This window comes from Pseudomonas sp. KB-10, from assembly GCF_018221585.1.
Taxonomy (GTDB): domain Bacteria; phylum Pseudomonadota; class Gammaproteobacteria; order Pseudomonadales; family Pseudomonadaceae; genus Aquipseudomonas; species Aquipseudomonas yangonensis.
In genome coordinates this window covers 26250-44125 of sequence record NZ_QYYB01000008.1, presented here as the reverse complement: position 1 = coordinate 44125, position 17876 = coordinate 26250, and the positions used below count along the sequence as shown (strand labels likewise).

At 62.2% G+C, this 17876-nt stretch carries 16 protein-coding genes; 2 read left to right on the top strand and 14 right to left on the bottom strand.

Annotated features, from left to right (window positions below):
- Window position 1: 1 nt before the first annotated feature.
- The 13 genes from DXK50_RS20315 to DXK50_RS20255 form a co-directional block, all read right to left on the bottom strand.
- Window positions 2-658, bottom strand: a complete 657-nt coding sequence (locus DXK50_RS20315; RefSeq protein ID WP_212631548.1) for a hypothetical protein — start codon at window positions 656-658, stop codon at window positions 2-4.
- Between the two features lie 110 nt (window positions 659-768).
- A complete protein-coding gene (locus tag DXK50_RS20310; protein WP_212631547.1) occupies window positions 769-2772 on the bottom strand; it encodes a PhoX family protein in 2004 nt (667 codons plus the stop codon).
- Between the two features lie 192 nt (window positions 2773-2964).
- Window positions 2965-4560, bottom strand: coding sequence for an isocitrate lyase (locus DXK50_RS20305; protein WP_161866775.1), 1596 nt, complete (start codon window positions 4558-4560; stop codon window positions 2965-2967).
- A 560-nt stretch (window positions 4561-5120) separates the two neighbouring features.
- Window positions 5121-5930: a secretin N-terminal domain-containing protein gene (locus DXK50_RS20300; RefSeq protein WP_212631546.1), complete on the bottom strand. Its 810-nt coding sequence runs from the start codon at window positions 5928-5930 to the stop codon at window positions 5121-5123.
- Window positions 5927-6568, bottom strand: a complete 642-nt coding sequence (locus tag DXK50_RS20295; RefSeq protein WP_212631545.1) for a DUF7931 domain-containing protein — start codon at window positions 6566-6568, stop codon at window positions 5927-5929. Before DXK50_RS20295 ends, DXK50_RS20300 begins: the two co-directional genes overlap by 4 nt.
- An 8-nt stretch (window positions 6569-6576) precedes the next feature.
- Window positions 6577-7002, bottom strand: coding sequence for a GNAT family N-acetyltransferase (locus tag DXK50_RS20290; RefSeq protein ID WP_161866778.1), 426 nt, complete (start codon window positions 7000-7002; stop codon window positions 6577-6579).
- The gene (locus tag DXK50_RS20285; protein ID WP_161866779.1) at window positions 6995-8161 is read right to left on the bottom strand and encodes a ribosomal protein uL16 3-hydroxylase; all 1167 of its coding nucleotides are present in this window, start codon (window positions 8159-8161) and stop codon (window positions 6995-6997) included. Before DXK50_RS20285 ends, DXK50_RS20290 begins: the two co-directional genes overlap by 8 nt.
- Window positions 8162-8239: 78 nt before the next feature.
- On the bottom strand, window positions 8240-9610 hold the full coding sequence (gene purB, locus DXK50_RS20280; RefSeq protein WP_212631544.1) for an adenylosuccinate lyase: 1371 nt from the start codon (window positions 9608-9610) through the stop codon (window positions 8240-8242).
- 148 nt (window positions 9611-9758) lie between these two features.
- Complete coding sequence (locus DXK50_RS20275) at window positions 9759-10622, bottom strand: DMT family transporter (protein ID WP_161866781.1); 864 nt, start codon at window positions 10620-10622, stop codon at window positions 9759-9761.
- A 2-nt stretch (window positions 10623-10624) separates the two neighbouring features.
- A complete protein-coding gene (gene hflD, locus DXK50_RS20270) occupies window positions 10625-11245 on the bottom strand; it encodes a high frequency lysogenization protein HflD (RefSeq protein WP_212631543.1) in 621 nt (206 codons plus the stop codon).
- Window positions 11242-12354 carry a tRNA 2-thiouridine(34) synthase MnmA gene (gene mnmA, locus DXK50_RS20265; protein ID WP_212631542.1) on the bottom strand — a complete coding sequence of 371 codons (1113 nt, stop codon included), beginning with the start codon at window positions 12352-12354 and terminating at the stop codon, window positions 11242-11244. Before mnmA ends, hflD begins: the two co-directional genes overlap by 4 nt.
- A 126-nt stretch (window positions 12355-12480) precedes the next feature.
- Complete coding sequence (locus DXK50_RS20260) at window positions 12481-12921, bottom strand: NUDIX hydrolase (protein WP_212631541.1); 441 nt, start codon at window positions 12919-12921, stop codon at window positions 12481-12483.
- Between the two features lie 151 nt (window positions 12922-13072).
- Window positions 13073-15301: an NADP-dependent isocitrate dehydrogenase gene (locus tag DXK50_RS20255; protein ID WP_212631540.1), complete on the bottom strand. Its 2229-nt coding sequence runs from the start codon at window positions 15299-15301 to the stop codon at window positions 13073-13075.
- A 356-nt stretch (window positions 15302-15657) separates the two neighbouring features.
- On the opposite strand from DXK50_RS20255, the gene icd reads away from it, so the two are divergent.
- Complete coding sequence (icd, locus tag DXK50_RS20250) at window positions 15658-16914, top strand: NADP-dependent isocitrate dehydrogenase (protein ID WP_017677068.1); 1257 nt, start codon at window positions 15658-15660, stop codon at window positions 16912-16914.
- 71 nt (window positions 16915-16985) lie between these two features.
- On the opposite strand, the gene cspD is transcribed toward icd, so the two are convergent.
- Window positions 16986-17255: a cold shock domain-containing protein CspD gene (gene cspD, locus DXK50_RS20245; protein ID WP_161866786.1), complete on the bottom strand. Its 270-nt coding sequence runs from the start codon at window positions 17253-17255 to the stop codon at window positions 16986-16988.
- Window positions 17256-17486: 231 nt separating this feature from the next.
- On the opposite strand from cspD, the gene clpS reads away from it, so the two are divergent.
- Window positions 17487-17849 carry an ATP-dependent Clp protease adapter ClpS gene (gene clpS, locus DXK50_RS20240; RefSeq protein WP_161866787.1) on the top strand — a complete coding sequence of 121 codons (363 nt, stop codon included), beginning with the start codon at window positions 17487-17489 and terminating at the stop codon, window positions 17847-17849.
- Window positions 17850-17876 lie beyond the last annotated feature (27 nt).

Here is a 17876-nt window from a genome sequence, read left to right as displayed (position 1 = left end):
TTCAGCTGTCCGGATCTTGCCGATAATTGCGCTCGCGTGCCTCCTGCAGGCGTTGCCTGAGGTATTGGTCGCGAGTAAGCCCGTCGGGAATGTTCTGCAGGGCGAGTACTTGCTCGACGATGCGTTTTTCCTCGGCCTTGTAGCGTTCGAAGTTTGGGTCGGGCCGTTGCGCCAGTCTGGCTTCGCGCTCGGCGCTGATGGCCTGATAACGGCTGATCAACGCTTGGGCGCGTCTCTTCTGTTCATTTTCGTCAGTGCTGACGGCCTTGATCAGGGCGATCTGCAGCAGCAGTGCTTCGCTCAGTGCCAATTCGCCTCGGCTTTCCATGGTGTCGATGCCCTGACTCAATTCCTGCGCCTGGGCTTCGCGGTCGCTGCGGGCGAGCGTCCTGGCGTGCTCGATAAAGCCTCGGTAGCGCTGATGGAAATCCAGGCGGCGCGCTTGTTGTTCGACCTCCGGACTTGCCAGCAGTTGTCGTTGTTCGCGGCTGAGGTCGGTCGAGGCGGGCGGGGCGCGGCCTGGCTCTACGGAAGGCGTGGGCTGTTGTTCCGGTTGAGAACTGACGGGCTCATCTGCAACGGGGCGTTGCCAGTACCAGGTGAGTGCTGCACAGCCAGCCAGAACGCAGCAGCCGAACAGCAGGGCGGAGCGGGGCATGGGCGATCCTTGCGCGGGATGATGCCTTGCAGCATAGAAGTCGCCGCGGAGCCTTGCCTGTCCGCGCATCGAATGGGGCCCTCTCTCGCGCGCGAGAGAGGGCTGGCAGGTCAGAACAGCGGCTTGCCGTCTTCGCGGGTGACGATCACCGTGGCCGAGCGCGGGCGGCGGCCAGGGCCGTCCGGCCAGGTGCTGCGAAAATCGGTCGGGGTCGAGCCTTCACCCGGGTGCTGGATGTTGACGAACAGCGTGCGGAAGTCCGGCGTGGCGGTGATGCCGGTGACTTCGCAGCCCACGGGGCCGACCAGAAAACGTTTCATCTCGCCGGTGGTCGGTTCGGCTACCAGCATCTGGTTGTTGCCGAACGGCCCGCTGGCGAGCTGGCTGCCACTCATGTCGGTCTGGATCCACAGCCGGCCTTCATCGTCAAACCACAGGCCATCGGGGCTGGCCAGGCGATTGTCGGCGGTCAGGGGTTTGCCGTTGGGGTCGATGCTGTCGCTTTCCGGACCGGCCAGCAGGAACAGACTCCAGACGAACTCACGACCAGCATAGTCGCGGCTCTGCTCGCGCCAGCGGATGATGTGACCGTAGGCATTGGCCGGGCGCGGGTTGGCCGCGTCGACGACGGTGCGCGAGCTGTTGTTGGTGAGGGTGAAGTAGACATCACCGTTGTTCGGGTTCACCGCGCCCCATTCAGGGCGATCCATCTTGGTAGCGCCGACGATATCGGCAGCCAGGCGGGTGTTGATCAGCACCTCGCCCTGGTCGGCGAAGCTTACCCCGGCAGCCTTGCATGCCGTCTGGAAGGCCTTGTCTCTGATATCCAGGGCCAGCCATTCGCCCTTGCCGTTGGCCTTGAAGCGCGCCACATAGAGGGTGCCTTCGTCGAGCAGGCTGCCGTTGCTGCGACCCGGTACATACCTGCGGCGGCTGACGAACTTGTAGATGTACTCGTTCTGCGAATCGTCGCCGGAATAGCAAACCACCGGGCGGCCGGGCTTGACCGGGGCGAAGACCAGGCCCTCATGGGCGAAACGGCCCAGCGCGGTGCGCTTGATCGGGGTGGATTCCGGCGCGAAGGGATCGATCTCGACGATCCAGCCGAAGTGGTTGGGTTCGTTACGGTAATCGCCGCTGGCATTCGCAGCCAGGCGGGTGGCGTTGAAGCGCTGAAATTCGTCGCCGGCCAGGTGATCCCAGCCATAGCGGCTGGCGCTGCCGACACCGTAACGGGTCATTTCACGCGGGCGTTCGGCATCGCCGCTGGCGAAGTAGCCGGCCCAGTTCTCCTCGCAGGTCAGGTAGGTGCCCCAGGGCGTGAAGCCGTTGGCGCAGTTGTTCAGCGTGCCGCGGGTGGCGGTGCCGTCCGGGCTGTAACGGGTGCTGAGCAGGGTGTGACCACGTGCCGGGCCGCTGATCTGCATCGGTGTGGCGCCGGTGACACGGCGATTGCGCGCGCTGGGCAACACCTCCCATTGGCCGCGCACACGGCGCACTTCCACCACGGAAACACCGTGGGCGTTGATTTCCTTGCGAACCTCATCGGCGCTGCTGCGCTTGCCGTTCACCAGGGTCGGGCCGTTGGGGTGCAGCAGCGGCGCGTCGATGTACTCGTGGTTGAGTACCAGCAGGCCGTGGTCGCTCTTGCGGCCGCCGCCGCGCTGCCCGTCGATGGGGAAGAAGTGCATGCCGTCATGGTGCATGCCGATCTGGTCGGCCTGGTCGGCGGCACTGTTGCCGGCAGTCTCGAGAAAAGCCGGGAAGCTGCCGCGAATCGGCGTGCCCCAGGGGATGAAGGTGGTGGCCTTGTAGCCGGCCGGCACGGTGATGGTATCGGCACGGGTTACCGCCACCGGGTTGAATGGCAGACGCTTGCCGCGCTTTTTCAGGCGTTCGAGCAGGTCCTTGAGCGGGTTGCCGGCGGCTTCGGCCGTGCTGGGCATGGCCACGCCGAGGAAACCCATGACGCCCAGCGCAGCACCACCGGCAACGACCTGACGACGGCTCAGGCCGGCTTCGATAAGGTCATTGATATGGGGGTTGGCCGAGGTGTTGCTGAGCGGTTCATCGCCATTGCCGAATAGCACGTCTTGCTCTTGTTGGTTGCGCACGGGAGGCTCCTGATTAGGCGTAATCGACGGAGCTATGACGCTAACCAAGGGAAGCGACGGAATAGTGACAACGCCTGTGCGCTATTGCACAAAACAGCGTGGAGGATCGGCCAAAAAAAAGCCCCGGCAGAGCCGGGGCGGATTAGGCAAACAAACTGCTGCAGATGCGTGGTCCGCAGCAGGGAACCGTCCTTAGTGGAACTGGTTCATGGTGTTGTCTTTACCGCTTGCCTTCAGAGCAGCTTCACCAGCGAAGTACTCCTTGTGGTTGTCGCCGATGTCGGAGCCAGCCATGTTCTGGTGCTTGACGCAGGCGATGCCCTGACGGATTTCCTGACGCTGCACGCCCTTCACGTAGGCCAGCATGCCCTGGTCGGCGAAGTAGCCCTTGGCCAGGTTGTCGGTGGACAGGGCCGCGGTGTGGTAGGTCGGCAGGGTGATCAGGTGGTGGAAGATGCCGGCGTGGGCCGAACCGTCGCGCTGGAAGGTGCGAATCTTCTCGTCAGCCAGCTTGGCCAGTTCGGTCTCGTCGTACTCCACGCTCATCAGCTTGGCGCGGTCGTAGGCGGACACATCCTTGCCTTCGGCAGCCATGGCGTCGAACACCTGCTGACGGAAGTTCAGGGTCCAGTTGAAGGACGGGCTGTTGTTGTACACCAGCTTGGCATTCGGGATGACTTCGCGGATGCGGTCAACCATGCCCTTGATCTGGCCAACGTGCGGCTTCTCGGTCTCGATCCACAGCAGGTCGGCGCCGTTCTGCAGGCTGGTGATGCAGTCCAGTACGCAGCGGTCTTCGCCAGTGCCCTTGCGGAACTGGAACAGGTTGGACGGCAGGCGCTTCGGACGCAGCAGTTTGCCTTCGCGCTTGATCACGACGTCGCCGTTGCCCAGTTCGGCTTCGGAGATTTCTTCGCAATCGAGGAAGCTGTTGTACAGGTCGCCCAGGTCGCCCGGCTTGTTGGTGACGGCGATCTGCTTGGTCAGGCCGGCGCCCAGGGAGTCGGTACGGGCGACGATCACGCCGTTGTCGATGCCCAGCTCGAGGAAGGCGTAGCGAACGGCAGCGATCTTGGCGAGGAAGTCGGCGTGCGGAACGGTCACTTTACCATCCTGGTGGCCGCACTGCTTCTCGTCGGAAACCTGGTTCTCGATCTGGATGCAGCAGGCACCGGCTTCGATCATGCGCTTGGCCAGCAGGTAGGTGGCTTCCGGGTTACCGAAGCCAGCATCGATGTCGGCAATGATCGGGACGATGTGGGTCTCGAAGTTGTCGATCTGGTTCTGGATCTCGGCAGCCTTGGCCTGGTCGCCGGCTTCACGAGCAGCGTCCAGCGCGGTGAACAGCAGGTCCAGCTCGCGGCTGTCGGCTTGACGCAGGAAGGTGTACAGCTCTTCGATCAGGTCGGAAACGGCGGTCTTCTCGTGCATCGACTGGTCCGGCAGCGGGCCGAAGTCGGAGCGCAGGGCGGCAACCATCCAGCCGGACAGGTACAGGTACTTCTTGTTGGTGGTCTTCAGGTGCTTCTTGATCGAGATCAGCTTCTGCTGACCGATGAAGCCGTGCCAGCAGCCCAGGGACTGGGTGTAGAGGGAGGAGTCGGCGTCGTACTCTTCCATGTCCTTGCGCATGATGTCAGCAGTGTACTGAGCGATTTCCAGACCGGTTTTGAAGCGGTTCTGAGCGCGCATACGGGCGACGGACTCGGGGTTGATAGCGCTCCAGCTGCTGCCGAACTTCTCTTTCAGAGCGGCTACAGCCTTGATGTCGTTTTGATATGCGGACATGGTCAATCCTTCAAAAAATGTGTTGGTTGAGCACCGACTACCCTCGCAATGCGTGCACGGATGCAGTGGCTGCGGGAGGCTTCCGCATGACGGCGAGAAAACGGCTGGGGCGAGGATTGACCGCGAGGAGGAGGGATGTGGCGAACAGCTCGATAACGTCGCCTGGGCCGGTCGGCTCGTGGAAACCTTGGGCACCTGCTGCATCTTTCGATCTGTCTGACGCTAAACGCTTCCCCGTCCCTCAGGACAACTTCGTTCCAGTCGCAACCTCGTCGTACGGCCTTGTGGGCTGTTGGGACACGGACCGTTACGAAGTACTTCGTGAACGATCTGGAGATCCTTTTCAGGACCCCTGGCTAGCGGGAGCGAGGCCATCATGCCTCTGGGAAAATGCTTCGTCAAACGTTTTGTAGTGGTTTTTTAAAACTACTACATATTCATTTGTAGACCGCCTGGTCACGACTGGAAGCCCATGAGGCGGGCTTCTCAGGGCTTTCAGGGGTGGCGCGAGTTGTCCATGCTACTTGGGGCTTTTGAGTATTCGACTTTGGTCGTGGACCTTAGTCGAGGGCCTCGACCTTCAGGCGCAGCGACATGTCTTCACGCCCCTGGGTGGTGTGCCGACGCAGCACATCGCGCCCGCTGGAGCTGGTTTGCTCGCTGACACCGCCGAGTGTGATCCATTCACCCAGGCGTCCACTGACGCGCGTGTCGGTGCTCTGCACATCAACCACCCCGGGGCGATGGTCATTCATGCGGTCACGCTGGCTGCTGATGGAAACGTGCACCAACTCGCCAGTGAGGCTGGCCGTCACGTAAAAGCCGCGGGTCACGTCGCGGTACTGGGTGTCCTGATAAACCTGGCCGTAAGGGCCGGTACTGGTGGTGGTCAGCGGTACACTCTGGCCGACCTGGATCAGCGCCGGGTAGCCCTCGGTAGCCTGTACCTGCTGGGTGCCGCCGCCGCGACTGTCAGTGCTGCGACGAATGATGCGCACCTGGTCGCGGCCGTTCACTTCGCCACGGCCGACCTGTACCTCGCCATTGCCGGCGCTGAGGGTGCCATCGACGCGATAGCCGCGGTCGTTCTGATAATTGCTGTCGGCACTTTCCACTGTGATGAGCAGGCGACGCGGACGGGTGTCGAGTTGCTGCAAGAGCACGCGAACTTCGCCGATCTTGGCGGGTGAGGCATTGACGATCAGCTGGTTGCCGTAGGCGCTGACCTTACCCTCGCTACCGAGCATCGACTGCACAACACCCATCACTTCATCAGCGGTGCGGTAGTTCAGCGGAATTACCTCGGTAGCGGCCTGCAGCGGCAGGCAAAGGCCGAGGAGCAGGGCGGCGAACAGGGTGCGCAGGGTCATAGCAGAAAGCTCCGCAGATCGGGGTCGGTGATGCTGGTGTCCCAGGCCTGGTCGAACTGGGCCTGGCGCTGACGAACGCGCGCCGGGTCGTTGTAAAGGGTGTAGCCGGACTGCTGGTCGAGTTCCGGCCGCAGGAACAGCCCTCTGTCGTCCGCGATCAGGAAGGCCAGCTCATCACTGGCGTAATCCGGGTTGAGTTTGCGGATATGCAGATTCGACGACAAGCGGCGAGACAGGCTGAGTAGCCGGTGACCTTCCTTCACGGCGCGGGTCGGGTCGCGCACCAGGATGCGCAGGCGCGCCCGCGGGCTGCTCAACAGGAAGCGGGTGCAGGCCTGCTGCACGCTGCTGTGGTGATAGAGCCAGGGCTCCAGATCGTCGCTGTACAGACACAGGCTGCGTTGGGCCTGCTGGATCAATGCCAGAACGTGAGCGCGCGCCTCCTGCGGCTGGCTGAAACGCTCCAGGTCCTGATGCTGACCAAGGATGAAGGGCGCCGGCTCCCACTGCGCCGCATCCGGCGTGACGGACTGCGGGTTGTGCACGGCAAAACGCCCCGGCGACTCGAATTCGATGGCTGCCAGCTCGATGGATTCCGGCGTATCGATCGGTTCGACCGGGGCGTCTTTTTCGTTCATCTGGGTCTCTACTGGCTGGTGCGCACCATATCCACGTGCGGTATGCCGGCGTCGAGGTATTCTTCGCTGACAATCCTGAAGCCTAGCCTTTCATAGAACGGCGTGGCGTGCACCTGAGCGGTGAGCATTTGCTGATGCAGACCGCGTTTTTCCGCTTCTGCGATCACCGCCTGCATCAGTTTTTCGCCCACTTTTAGGCCGCGCCAGTCCTTGAGCACCGAAACGCGGCCGATATGGCCGTCCGGCAGCAGGCGCGCGGTGCCAACCGGGTAATCACCTTCCTCGGCGAGAAAGTGCACGGCCTCGGTATCTTCGGCGTCCCATTCCAGTTCCGGCGGCACCGATTGCTCGGCGACGAACACGCTGTCGCGGATACGACGAAGCTCGGCAATGTCCCTATGCCAGTCCGCGACACGGACGGTGATCTCACTCATCGGCAAATCCCAGGCTGCCCTGTTTGACCAGTTCCCATAGCAGGGTACGCCCCTCATCGTCGGCCAGCCAGGCGCCGAGGTTTTCCACATGTAACGCGTCAGCACTGCAGATCAGCTTCAGCAGCTCGCGCAGGCGCGCCGAAACCAGGCGGCTCTGACCGCTGGCGAACAGAACCAGGTCTTCACCGACTTCCGACCAGGCCATGCGCGCGCTGGGGTTGCGGATGAGGATCGCGCCATCTTCCAGGGCGCCGAGGAAATCTTCCTCCTCGATCTCGATGCCGGCGACCAGCTCCGGGTACTTGGGCTCGGTCATGAACTGGCCGAACCAGGTCATCAGCAGGCGCTCGTCGCTCATATGCTCGTTGAGCAGGGCCTTGAGGCGCTCCAGGGCGTCGCGCTGGATCTGATTGGGATCCTCGCTCGGCTGGATGTCGGCGTCGCTGTAACGCTCTTCATCGGGCAGGAACTGGCCGAGGAAGTCGGTGAAATGGGTCAGCACTTCGGCAGCGCTCGGCGCGCGGAAGCCCACGGAATAAGTCATGCAATCATCCTCGGCAATGCCGTTGTGGGCCAGGCGCGGCGGCAGATAGAGCATGTCGCCGGGCTCCAGTACCCACTCATCAGTTGGTTCGAATTCGGCCAGGATCTTCAGATCGGCGTGGGGGAGCAGCGGGCTGTCGGAATCGCACATCTGGCCGATCTGCCAGCGGCGATGACCGTGAGCCTGCAGCAGGAATACGTCGTAGTTGTCGAAATGCGGGCCGACGCCGCCGCCGGGCGCGGCGAAGCTGATCATCAGATCGTCGATGCGCCACTTGGGCAGGAACTTGAAGTCTTCCAGCAGTTCGGCCACTTCCGGGACGAACTGATCGACGGCCTGGACCAGCAGGGTCCAGTCGCGCTCGGGCAGGTCCTGGAAGGTGTCTTCATTGAACGGGCCACGCTGCAGTTCCCAGGGGCGCTCGCCATGCTCGATCACCAGGCGCGACTCGACTTCCTCTTCCAACGCCAGGCCAGCCAGTTCGTCCGGGCTGATCGGGCTCTCGAAGTCGGGAACGGCCTGACGCACCAGCAGCGGTTTCTTCTGCCAGTAGTCGCGCAGGAATTCACGGGCTGTGAGGCCACCCAGCAACTGCAGCGGAGTATCAGGATTCATCAGTAAGCCCTTGAAATGAATAAAAACCTTAAAACAAAAACGCCCGGCTCAGCCGGGCGTCCTCGAGGCTGGTGTTGCTCAGATGCGCTTCGCCTGGGCCACGGCGTTACCGATGTAGCGCGCCGGGGTCAGTTGCTTGAGCTCTTCCTTGGCGGCGGCCGGCATGTCCAGGCCGTCGATAAAGGCCAGCAGGGCCTCGGGGCTGATGCCCTTGCCGCGGGTCAGCTCCTTGAGCTTCTCGTACGGGTTCTCGATGGCGTAGCGGCGCATCACGGTCTGGATCGGCTCGGCGAGCACTTCCCAGCAGGCGTCCAGATCTTCAGCAATACGCTGAGCATTGAGCTCCAACTTGCTGATTCCCTTGAGGCTCGCCTCGTAAGCGATAACGCTGTGCGCGAAGCCGACACCCAGGTTGCGCAGCACGGTGGAGTCGGTCAGGTCGCGCTGCCAGCGGGAGATCGGCAGCTTGCTGGCCAGGTGCTGGAAGATCGCGTTGGCGATGCCCAGATTGCCTTCGGAGTTCTCGAAGTCGATCGGGTTGACCTTGTGCGGCATGGTCGAGGAGCCGATCTCGCCGGCCACGGTCTTCTGCTTGAAGTAGCCGAGGGAGATGTAGCCCCAGACGTCGCGGTCGAAGTCGATCAGGATGGTGTTGAAGCGGGCGATGGCGTCGAACAGCTCGGCGATGTAGTCGTGCGGCTCGATTTGGGTGGTGTAGGGGTTCCAGGTCAGGCCCAGGTCACCTTCGATGAACTGACGGGCGTTGGCTTCCCAGTCGATGCTCGGGTAGGCCGACAGGTGCGCGTTGTAGTTGCCCACGGCGCCGTTGATCTTGCCCAGCAGCGGCACGGCAGCGACCTGAGCGATCTGGCGCTCCAGGCGGTAGACGACGTTGGCCAGTTCCTTGCCCAGGGTGGTCGGTGAGGCCGGCTGGCCGTGGGTGCGCGACAGCATCGGCACGTCGGCGAACTTCACCGCCAGTTCGCGGATGGCGTCGGCCAGTTGCTTCATCAGCGGCAGCAGCACTTGGTCACGGCCTTCGCGCAGCATCAGGGCGTGGGACAGGTTGTTGATGTCCTCGCTGGTGCAGGCGAAGTGGATGAACTCGCTGACCTTGTCCAGCTCCGGCAGCTTGGCAGCCTGCTCCTTGAGCAGGTACTCCACGGCCTTGACGTCGTGGTTGGTGGTGCGCTCGATTTCCTTGACGCGCTCGGCGTGCTCGACGGCGAAGTTCTCGGCCAGCTCGTTGAGCAGGGCGTTGGCTTCGGCGGAGAAGGACGCGACTTCCGGAATGCCTTCGTGGGCCGCCAGGCGCTGCAGCCAGCGCACTTCGACCAGTACGCGGCTACGGATCAGGCCGTATTCACTGAAGATGGGGCGCAGGGCGCTGGTTTTGCCGGCGTAGCGGCCGTCGACGGGGGAAACCGCGGTGAGCGAGGAAAGCTGCATGTAGGCGTTCTCGGGCTGTCGGGCTGAAAAGCCATCCTGGATCGCTGCGCATCGCGCCGGCTTCGATGAAGCAGGCTCTAGCTCAGGCGCCGGGACGGCCTCTGACGAAAAGGGCGCATATCATACATGAAAACCGGCGCATGACCGCCTATGCCCTGCGTCTTGCCACCGATAACAGACTGGCGGCAAAGATCAGCGCCGCGCCAAGCAGCGAGAGCCTGTCCGGTGTCTCGCCCCAGAGCAACCAGGCGATGATGCCGGCGAAGACGATGGCCAGGTAGGCGACCGGGCCGATCAGCCCGGGCGGTGCCAGGCCGTAGGCGCGCGACATGATCACCTGGCTGGCGGTGGCCAGCAGGCCGATGCCCAGCAGCCAGCTCAGTTGCGTGGCATCGAGCGGTTGCCAGCTCCAGGTCAGCGGGATGGCGGAAAACAGCGCGCTGAATAGCGAGAAATAGAACACGATGCGTGTGGCCGGCTCGCTGTCGCTCATCTCGCGGATGGAGACGAAGGCGAAGGCCGCCAGCAGGCTGGCCGCCAGACCGATCAGGGCAGGGCCTTCGAATAACGCAGCACTGGGTTTGGCCACCAGCAGTACGCCACACAGGCCGATCAGGCTGCTGATCAGCATGCGTCGGGTCAGCGGTTCCTTGAGCCAGATATGTGCGATCAGCGGAGTGAAGACCGGCGCCGAATAGGTGAACAGCATGGCGTCGGCCAGGGGTAGATGGGCGATGGCATAGAAGAAGCAGTACATCGCCGCCAGGCCGTATGTGGTGCGCCACAGGTGGGATTTCAGGCGGGTCGTGCGCAGCGGACGGACGCCGCGCACCAGCAGCAGCGGCATAAAGAACAGCACGCCGACCAGGTTGCGGAAGAACACCACCGACTCGTTGTTGACGCTGACGGATATCTCGCGAATGCCGACCCCGGTGAAGGCGAACAGCAGCGCCGAGAGTGCCAGCAGCAGGGCACCCTGAAGGGGTTTGACGCTGCGGCTGGCGGGCTCCATGGTCAGTTTCGCGTCATGTCGTAGAGTGCGTTGAGCAGCTTGCCGCGGCTGAACACCAGCTGCCAGCGGTGGCCGCCGAGCTGACGCCACAGGCGCGCCGAGCGAATGCCGGCGAGCAGTAGCGCACGAATCTTCGCCGCGTTGTTCGGTTGCTGCAGGAAGCGCATGTCACCGTGTACCTGGATGCGCTGGCGGAAGGTGCTGATGGTGTCCTGGTACAGGCCGCCGCAGGCGGCGATGACGTTGTCATGAACCAGGCCGAAATGCTCGACCTGTTGCTGGATCTGGTCCAGGCGACTGCCCATCACCTGGAGCATGTCGCTGCGCTTGTCCAGCTGGCGCTCCAGGCCGATCATCGCCAGGGAGTAGCGCAGCGGCTCGCGCTGCAGGGCGGACGGGTTGCGCTCCAGCGAACTGATCAGGGCGCGATAGCCATCACGCAGATTGAGATCGTCGCCGCCGTAGACGTCCAGCGTGGTTTGCGGATCGCGCACCAGCAGGCTGCCGAGCATGCAGCTCATAGAGGCTTCGCTGACCTGGCCGGTGCGGGCGATCTTGTCGGCCAGCACGGCGGCTTCGAATACCGCGCCGAGCGCGACCAGCTGTTCCTGCATCGGAGTCATCGGGCGTCCTCGTACCAGGCTTGCGCAGTTTCGATGACGCCGCCGCCGAGGCACACCTCACCGTCGTAGAACACCACGGACTGACCTGGGGTAACGGCGCGCTGCGGCTCGTCGAACACGGCGCGATAGCCGTTCTCGGTCTTCTCCAGGGTGCAGGCCTGGTCGCTCTGACGGTAGCGCACCTTGGCCGTGAGGCGGCGCGGCGTGCTAAGGTCCACGGGGTTGACCCAGTAGATGTCCGAGGCGAGCAGGGCGCGGGAGAACAGCCAGGGGTGTTCATTGCCCTGGCCGACGATCAGCACGTTGCGCGTCAGGTCCTTGCGCAGCACATACCAGGGATCGTCGCTGGCATCCTTCAGGCCGCCGATGCCGAGGCCCTGACGCTGGCCGATGGTGTGGTACATCAGGCCGTGATGGCGGCCGATGATTTGCCCTTCGGTGGTTTCGATGTCACCCGGCTGCGCCGGCAGGTACTGCTTGAGGAAGTCGCTGAAGCGGCGTTCGCCAATGAAGCAGATGCCGGTGGAGTCCTTCTTCTTCGCCGTGGCCAGCTCGTACTTTTCGGCAATGGCGCGTACCTGCGGCTTTTCCAGCTCGCCGACCGGGAACAGGGTCTTGGCGATCTGCTCGCCGCCGACGGCATGCAGGAAGTAGCTCTGATCCTTGTTCGGGTCCAGGCCCTTGAGCAGTTCGGTGCGGCCGTCAATGTCGCGACGGCGCACGTAGTGGCCGGTGGCGATCAGGTCGGCGCCGAGGCTCAGGGCGTAGTCGAGGAAGGCTTTGAACTTGATCTCGCGGTTGCACAGGATGTCCGGGTTCGGCGTGCGTCCGGCCTTGTATTCGGCCAGGAAGTGCTCGAACACGTTGTCCCAGTACTCGGCGGCAAAGTTGGCGGTGTGCAGTTTGATGCCGATGCGGTCGCATACGGCCTGGGCGTCGGCCAGGTCATCCATGGCGGTGCAGTATTCGGTGCCGTCGTCTTCGTCCCAGTTCTTCATGAACAGGCCTTCGACCTCATAACCCTGCTCCATCAGCAGCAGGGCGGAAACGGACGAATCGACGCCGCCGGACATGCCGACGATCACGCGTTGGGTGCTAGGTGCTTGCATGGGAATCTGCGAGTGAAGCCTGAAAAGTTGTCGAGTCTACCAGAAAGCCTGTACCCGTAGCCCGGATGAAATCCGGGAAGAGCACGACAGGCCCGGATTTCATCCGGGCTGCACTCGGCCGTTCGATCAATCACGCACCAATTCCAGCGGTCCGCTGATGCCGGCCAGATAGTCATCTACGCACTGCAGGACCAGCTCGCTGCGCCAGCGCTTCGGCTGGGCGGCCAGCTCGTCGCGGGTCAGCCAGGTGATGCCGCTGATGTCGCTGTCCAGTTCGCGCTCGGGGTCGTGACGCACCGGGCGGGCGCTGAAGCACACGCGCTGGTAGGTGACGCCGTTGCTCGGCGCAGTATAGAGATAAATGCCGAGCAGGGCGGTCAGCTCCACGTCCCAGCCGGTTTCCTCGAGCGTTTCGCGCAGTGCGGCTTCACGCAGCGACTCGTTGGCTTCCAGGTGTCCGGCCGGCTGGTTGAGCACCATGCGACCAGCCTTGAACTCTTCGACGAAGAGGAAACGGCCATCATCTTCGATCACCGTGGCCACGGTGATATGGGGTTGCCACTCCATTTTCGGTGCTCCAAGTGCAGGATTCTGTAGGAGCGAGCTCTGCTCGCGAAAAATGGCTTCGCGAGCAGAGCTCGCTCCTACGGAGATTGTTCGCGTCTATAAATAAAGAACCCCGGCACAAGACCGGGGTTCTTTTGACACTCAAGCCCTATCAGGCATTCAGTGCAGCCAGAGCGGCGTTGAAGGTAGCGCTGGGGCGCATCACCTTGCTTGTCAGCTCCGGGTTGGAGCGGTAGTAGCCACCGATTTCGGCCGGATTGCCCTGTACGGCGGCCAGTTCGGCGACGATGGTCGCTTCCTGTTCGGTCAGCTGCTTGGCCAACGGGGCGAAGTGCGCCTTCAGCTCGGCGTCGTCGTTCTGCTCGGCCAGGGCTTGTGCCCAGTACAGCGCCAGGTAGAAGTGGCTGCCACGGTTGTCGATCTCGCCGACCTTGCGCGCCGGGGACTTGTTGTTGTCCAGCAGCTTGCCGGTGGCCTGGTCCAGAGTCTTGCCCAGCACCTTGGCCTTGGCGTTGTTGGTCTTGATGCCGGTTTCTTCCAGCGACACGGCCAGGGCCAGGAACTCGCCCAGGGAATCCCAGCGCAGGTAGTTCTCTTCGACCAGCTGCTGCACGTGCTTGGGCGCGGAGCCACCAGCGCCGGTTTCGTACATGCCGCCGCCCGCCATCAGCGGAACGATGGACAGCATCTTGGCCGAGGTGCCCAGTTCCATGATCGGGAACAGGTCGGTCAGGTAGTCACGCAGCACGTTGCCGGTCACCGAGATGGTGTCCAGGCCGCGGATCATGCGCTCCATGGATACGCGGATGGCTTCGTTGTAGCCCATCATGCGGATGTCCAGGCCGGTCAGGTCGTGATCCTTGAGGTACAGCTCGACCTTCTTCTGCAGCTCGCGATCGTGAGCACGCTCCGGGTCCAGCCAGAAGATCGCCGGGGTGTTGGACTGACGGGCGCGGGTAACGGCCAGCTTGACCCAGTCGCGGATCGGCGCGTCCTTGGTCTGGCAGGCGCGCCAGATGTCGCCGGCTTCCACTTCGTGCTGCATCAGTACGGTGCCATCGGCAGCCACGACGCGCATGGTGCCGTCGGCGGTCATTTCGAAGGTCTTGTCGTGGGAGCCGTACTCTTCGGCCTTCTGCGCCATCAGGCCGACGTTCGGCACGGTACCCATGGTGGTCGGGTCGAAGGCGCCGTTGGTTTTGCAGAAGTTGATCATTTCCTGATAGATGCGAGCGTAGGTGCTCTCAGGCATGACGGCCTTGGTGTCTTTCTGCTTGCCGTCCTTGCCCCACATCTGGCCGGAGTTGCGGATCATCGCAGGCATCGAGGCGTCGACGATCACGTCACTGGGGATGTGCAGGTTGGTAATGCCCTTGACCGAGTCGACCATGGCCATTTCCGGGCGATGACTGTAAACCTCGTGAATGTCGTGCAGGATTTCTTCCTGCTGCGAGGCCGGCAGCGACTTGATCTTGTCGTACACGCTGCTGATGCCGTTGTTCGGGTTGACGCCCAGTTCCTTGAACAGCTCGCCGTACTTGTCGAACACGTCCTTGTAGTAAACGCTGACGGCGTGGCCGAAGACGATCGGGTGGGAAACCTTCATCATGGTGGCCTTGACGTGCAGGGACCACATCACGCCGGTTTCCTTGCAGTCCTGCAGGGTCTTCTCGAAGAAGTCACGCAGTTTGCGGCAGCTCATGAACATGCTGTCGAACACTTCGCCTTCCTGCAGGGCGAGTTGCTTCTTGACCTCGACCTTGCCGTCCTTGCCGACGAATTCGATGCGCACGTCACCGGCCTTGGCCATGGTGATCGATTGCTCGCTGGAGAAGAAGTCGCCGCCACGCATGTAGTCGGCGTGGGACTGCGAAGCCATGCTCCACTTGCCCATGCTGTGCGGGTGCTTGCGGGCGTAGGCCTTGACCGCTGCCGGCGCGCGGCGGTCGGAGTTGCCTTCACGCAGAACCGGGTTCACGGCGCTGCCGAGAACCTTGGCATAGCGCGCGCGCACTTCCTTGTCTTCTTCGCTCTGCGGATCTTCCGGGAAATCGGGGATGTTGTAGCCCTGGGCCTGCAGCTCGGCGATGGCGGCCTTGAGCTGGGGTACGGAGGCGCTGATGTTCGGCAGCTTGATGATGTTCGCGTCCGGCTGCAGAGTCAGCTCTGCGAGCTTGGCCAGGTCGTCATCGACGCGCTTGTCGGCGTCCAGGCGGTCGGCAAAGCTTGCCAGGATCCGTCCAGCAAGAGAGATATCGCGGGTTTCAACGGAGATGTCAGCCGAGGCGGCAAAGGCTTCCACAATGGGCAGAAGCGAATAGGTGGCGAGGGCCGGGGCTTCGTCGGTGAAGGTGTAGATGATCTTCGAAGGGGTGGACATTTAGCGTTAACTCTCTTCTTTGCTGAGCGCGCACAGAAACTCGACCTGCGCGTGTGGCGCGAACTCCAGGATGGTGGAGCCGGGTCGAGGACTCGCCGCGGTGATGTTGGATGCACCCGTAGAGTGTCGAGCATTTCGAACCGATAGGCAGTGTTGCCGTCTACCAATTGCAAGAGGCTGCTGTCTGGTTCCAGTCAGGTCGCCCCTTATGACTCGTTAGTCACCTAAGAAGTATACCACTGCGGCACCTCGCCGCAGAATGCCCAACTGAATAAGACCTTCGCACATGTGCCTCGCCAAGCGGTTTGCGCTACTCTCGGGGATGCACACTGTCTAACCACAAGATGGAGTCCAGCATGGGATACCAAAAGATCCAGGTGCCAGCCAGCGGTGACAAAATCACCGTCAATGCCGATATGTCGCTGAACGTTCCGAACAACCCGATCATCCCGTTCATCGAGGGTGATGGGATCGGCGTCGATATTTCCCCGGTGATGATCAAGGTCGTCGACGCTGCCGTCGAAAAAGCCTATGGCGGCGCCCGCAAGATCTCCTGGATGGAAGTTTACGCCGGTGAGAAGGCCACCCAGGTTTACGATCAGGACACCTGGCTGCCGAAAGAAACCCTTGAGGCCGTGCGTGATTATGTGGTCTCGATCAAGGGTCCGCTGACTACGCCCGTTGGGGGTGGCATCCGTTCGTTGAACGTGGCCCTGCGTCAGGAGCTGGACCTCTATGTCTGCCTGCGTCCGGTGCGCTGGTTCGAGGGCGTGCCCAGCCCGGTGAAGAAGCCGGGTGACGTGGACATGGTGATCTTCCGCGAGAACTCCGAAGACATCTATGCCGGCGTCGAGTGGAAGGCCGGCAGCCCTGAGGCCGAGAAGGTCATCAAGTTCCTCACCGAGGAAATGGGCGTCAAGAAGATCCGCTTCACCGACATGTGCGGTATCGGCATCAAGCCGGTTTCCGAAGCCGGCACCAAGCGCCTGGTGCGCAAGGCCCTGCAGTACGCCGTCGATAACGACCGCAGCTCGGTGACCCTGGTGCACAAGGGCAACATCATGAAGTTCACCGAGGGCGCCTTCAAGGAATGGGGCTACGAGATCGCGCGCGAGGAGTTCGGCGCCGAGCTGCTCGATGGCGGCCCGTGGATGCAGTTCAAGAATCCGCGCACCGGCAAGAACATTGTGGTCAAGGATGTGATCGCCGACGCCATGCTCCAGCAGATCCTGCTTCGCCCGGCCGAGTATGACGTGATTGCCACGCTCAACCTCAATGGTGATTATCTGTCCGATGCGCTGGCAGCCGAGGTGGGTGGCATCGGTATCGCGCCCGGCGCGAACCTGTCCGACTCAGTGGCCATGTTCGAGGCGACTCACGGCACGGCGCCCAAATACGCCGGCCAGGACAAGGTCAATCCGGGCTCGGTCATCCTCTCCGCGGAAATGATGTTGCGTCACATGGGCTGGGCCGAAGCCGCCGACCTGATCATCAAGGGCACCAACGGCGCCATCGCCGCCAAGACCGTGACCTACGACTTCGAGCGACTGATGGAGGGGGCGAAGCTGATGTCCTGCTCCGAATTCGGCGATGCGATGATCAGCCATATGTGATTGAGCGTTTCACCGCGTGAAAAAAAGGCCGGTCATATGACCGGCCTTTTCGTGGCAATTTGCCAGGATGCTCAGACTTCGACAGTGCTCGCGATATTTTGCGCCTGGGGTGCGGCCACGGGGGCATCCTGGGTCGCGGTAACCGCGCTGATGTTGACCGCATGCAGTCCTTTGGGGCCTTGCACGATCTCGAAGCGGACCGGCTGCCCGGCCTTGAGCGTTTTATAACCGTCCATCTGGATGGCCGAGTAGTGGGCGAACAGGTCCTCATCTCGGCCGTCGGCCAGGATGAATCCATAGCCTTTGGCGTTGTTGAACCACTTGACCTTACCACTGAGCATGCTGATATCCCTCTGCAAAGGACTCCATCTCTGGAGTATCATCCACTTCGATTCCGCGCGATCACCAACCAGGCTGGGCGAAGGTGTGGAATCCCTGATACCCGCTAATGGGTATTCTTTCGTTGTAACACCCTTTTGCCGTTAGTCAAGGCTATACGGCGGATGGCTGCGAAGTCAGTCAAAATCCCTCTAGCATCCCCGTTCGCCCAGCCTTGAACCTCAGATTTCAGCATGCATGCAAGTAGCCAGATTCGACTAACATTCAATCAGGATCACCCGGCAGAGCATGAGGACGACTCCTCTGGTATCGCTGTTGAGGAATCCAAGCCAGCATTGCAGGCACCACCGATGTACAAGGTGGTCTTATTCAATGACGACTACACCCCGATGGATTTCGTCGTCGAAGTGCTTGAAACATTTTTCGGCATGAACCGGGAGCTGGCGACCAAGATCATGCTGACCGTCCATACAGAAGGGCGTGCAGTGTGTGGTGTTTACACCCGTGACATTGCAGAGACCAAGGCGATGCAGGTCAATCAGTACGCGCGGGAAAGTCAGCATCCGCTACTCTGTGAAATAGAGAAGGACGGTTAACGCCGGCCACTTGGGTATGAGGTGAAG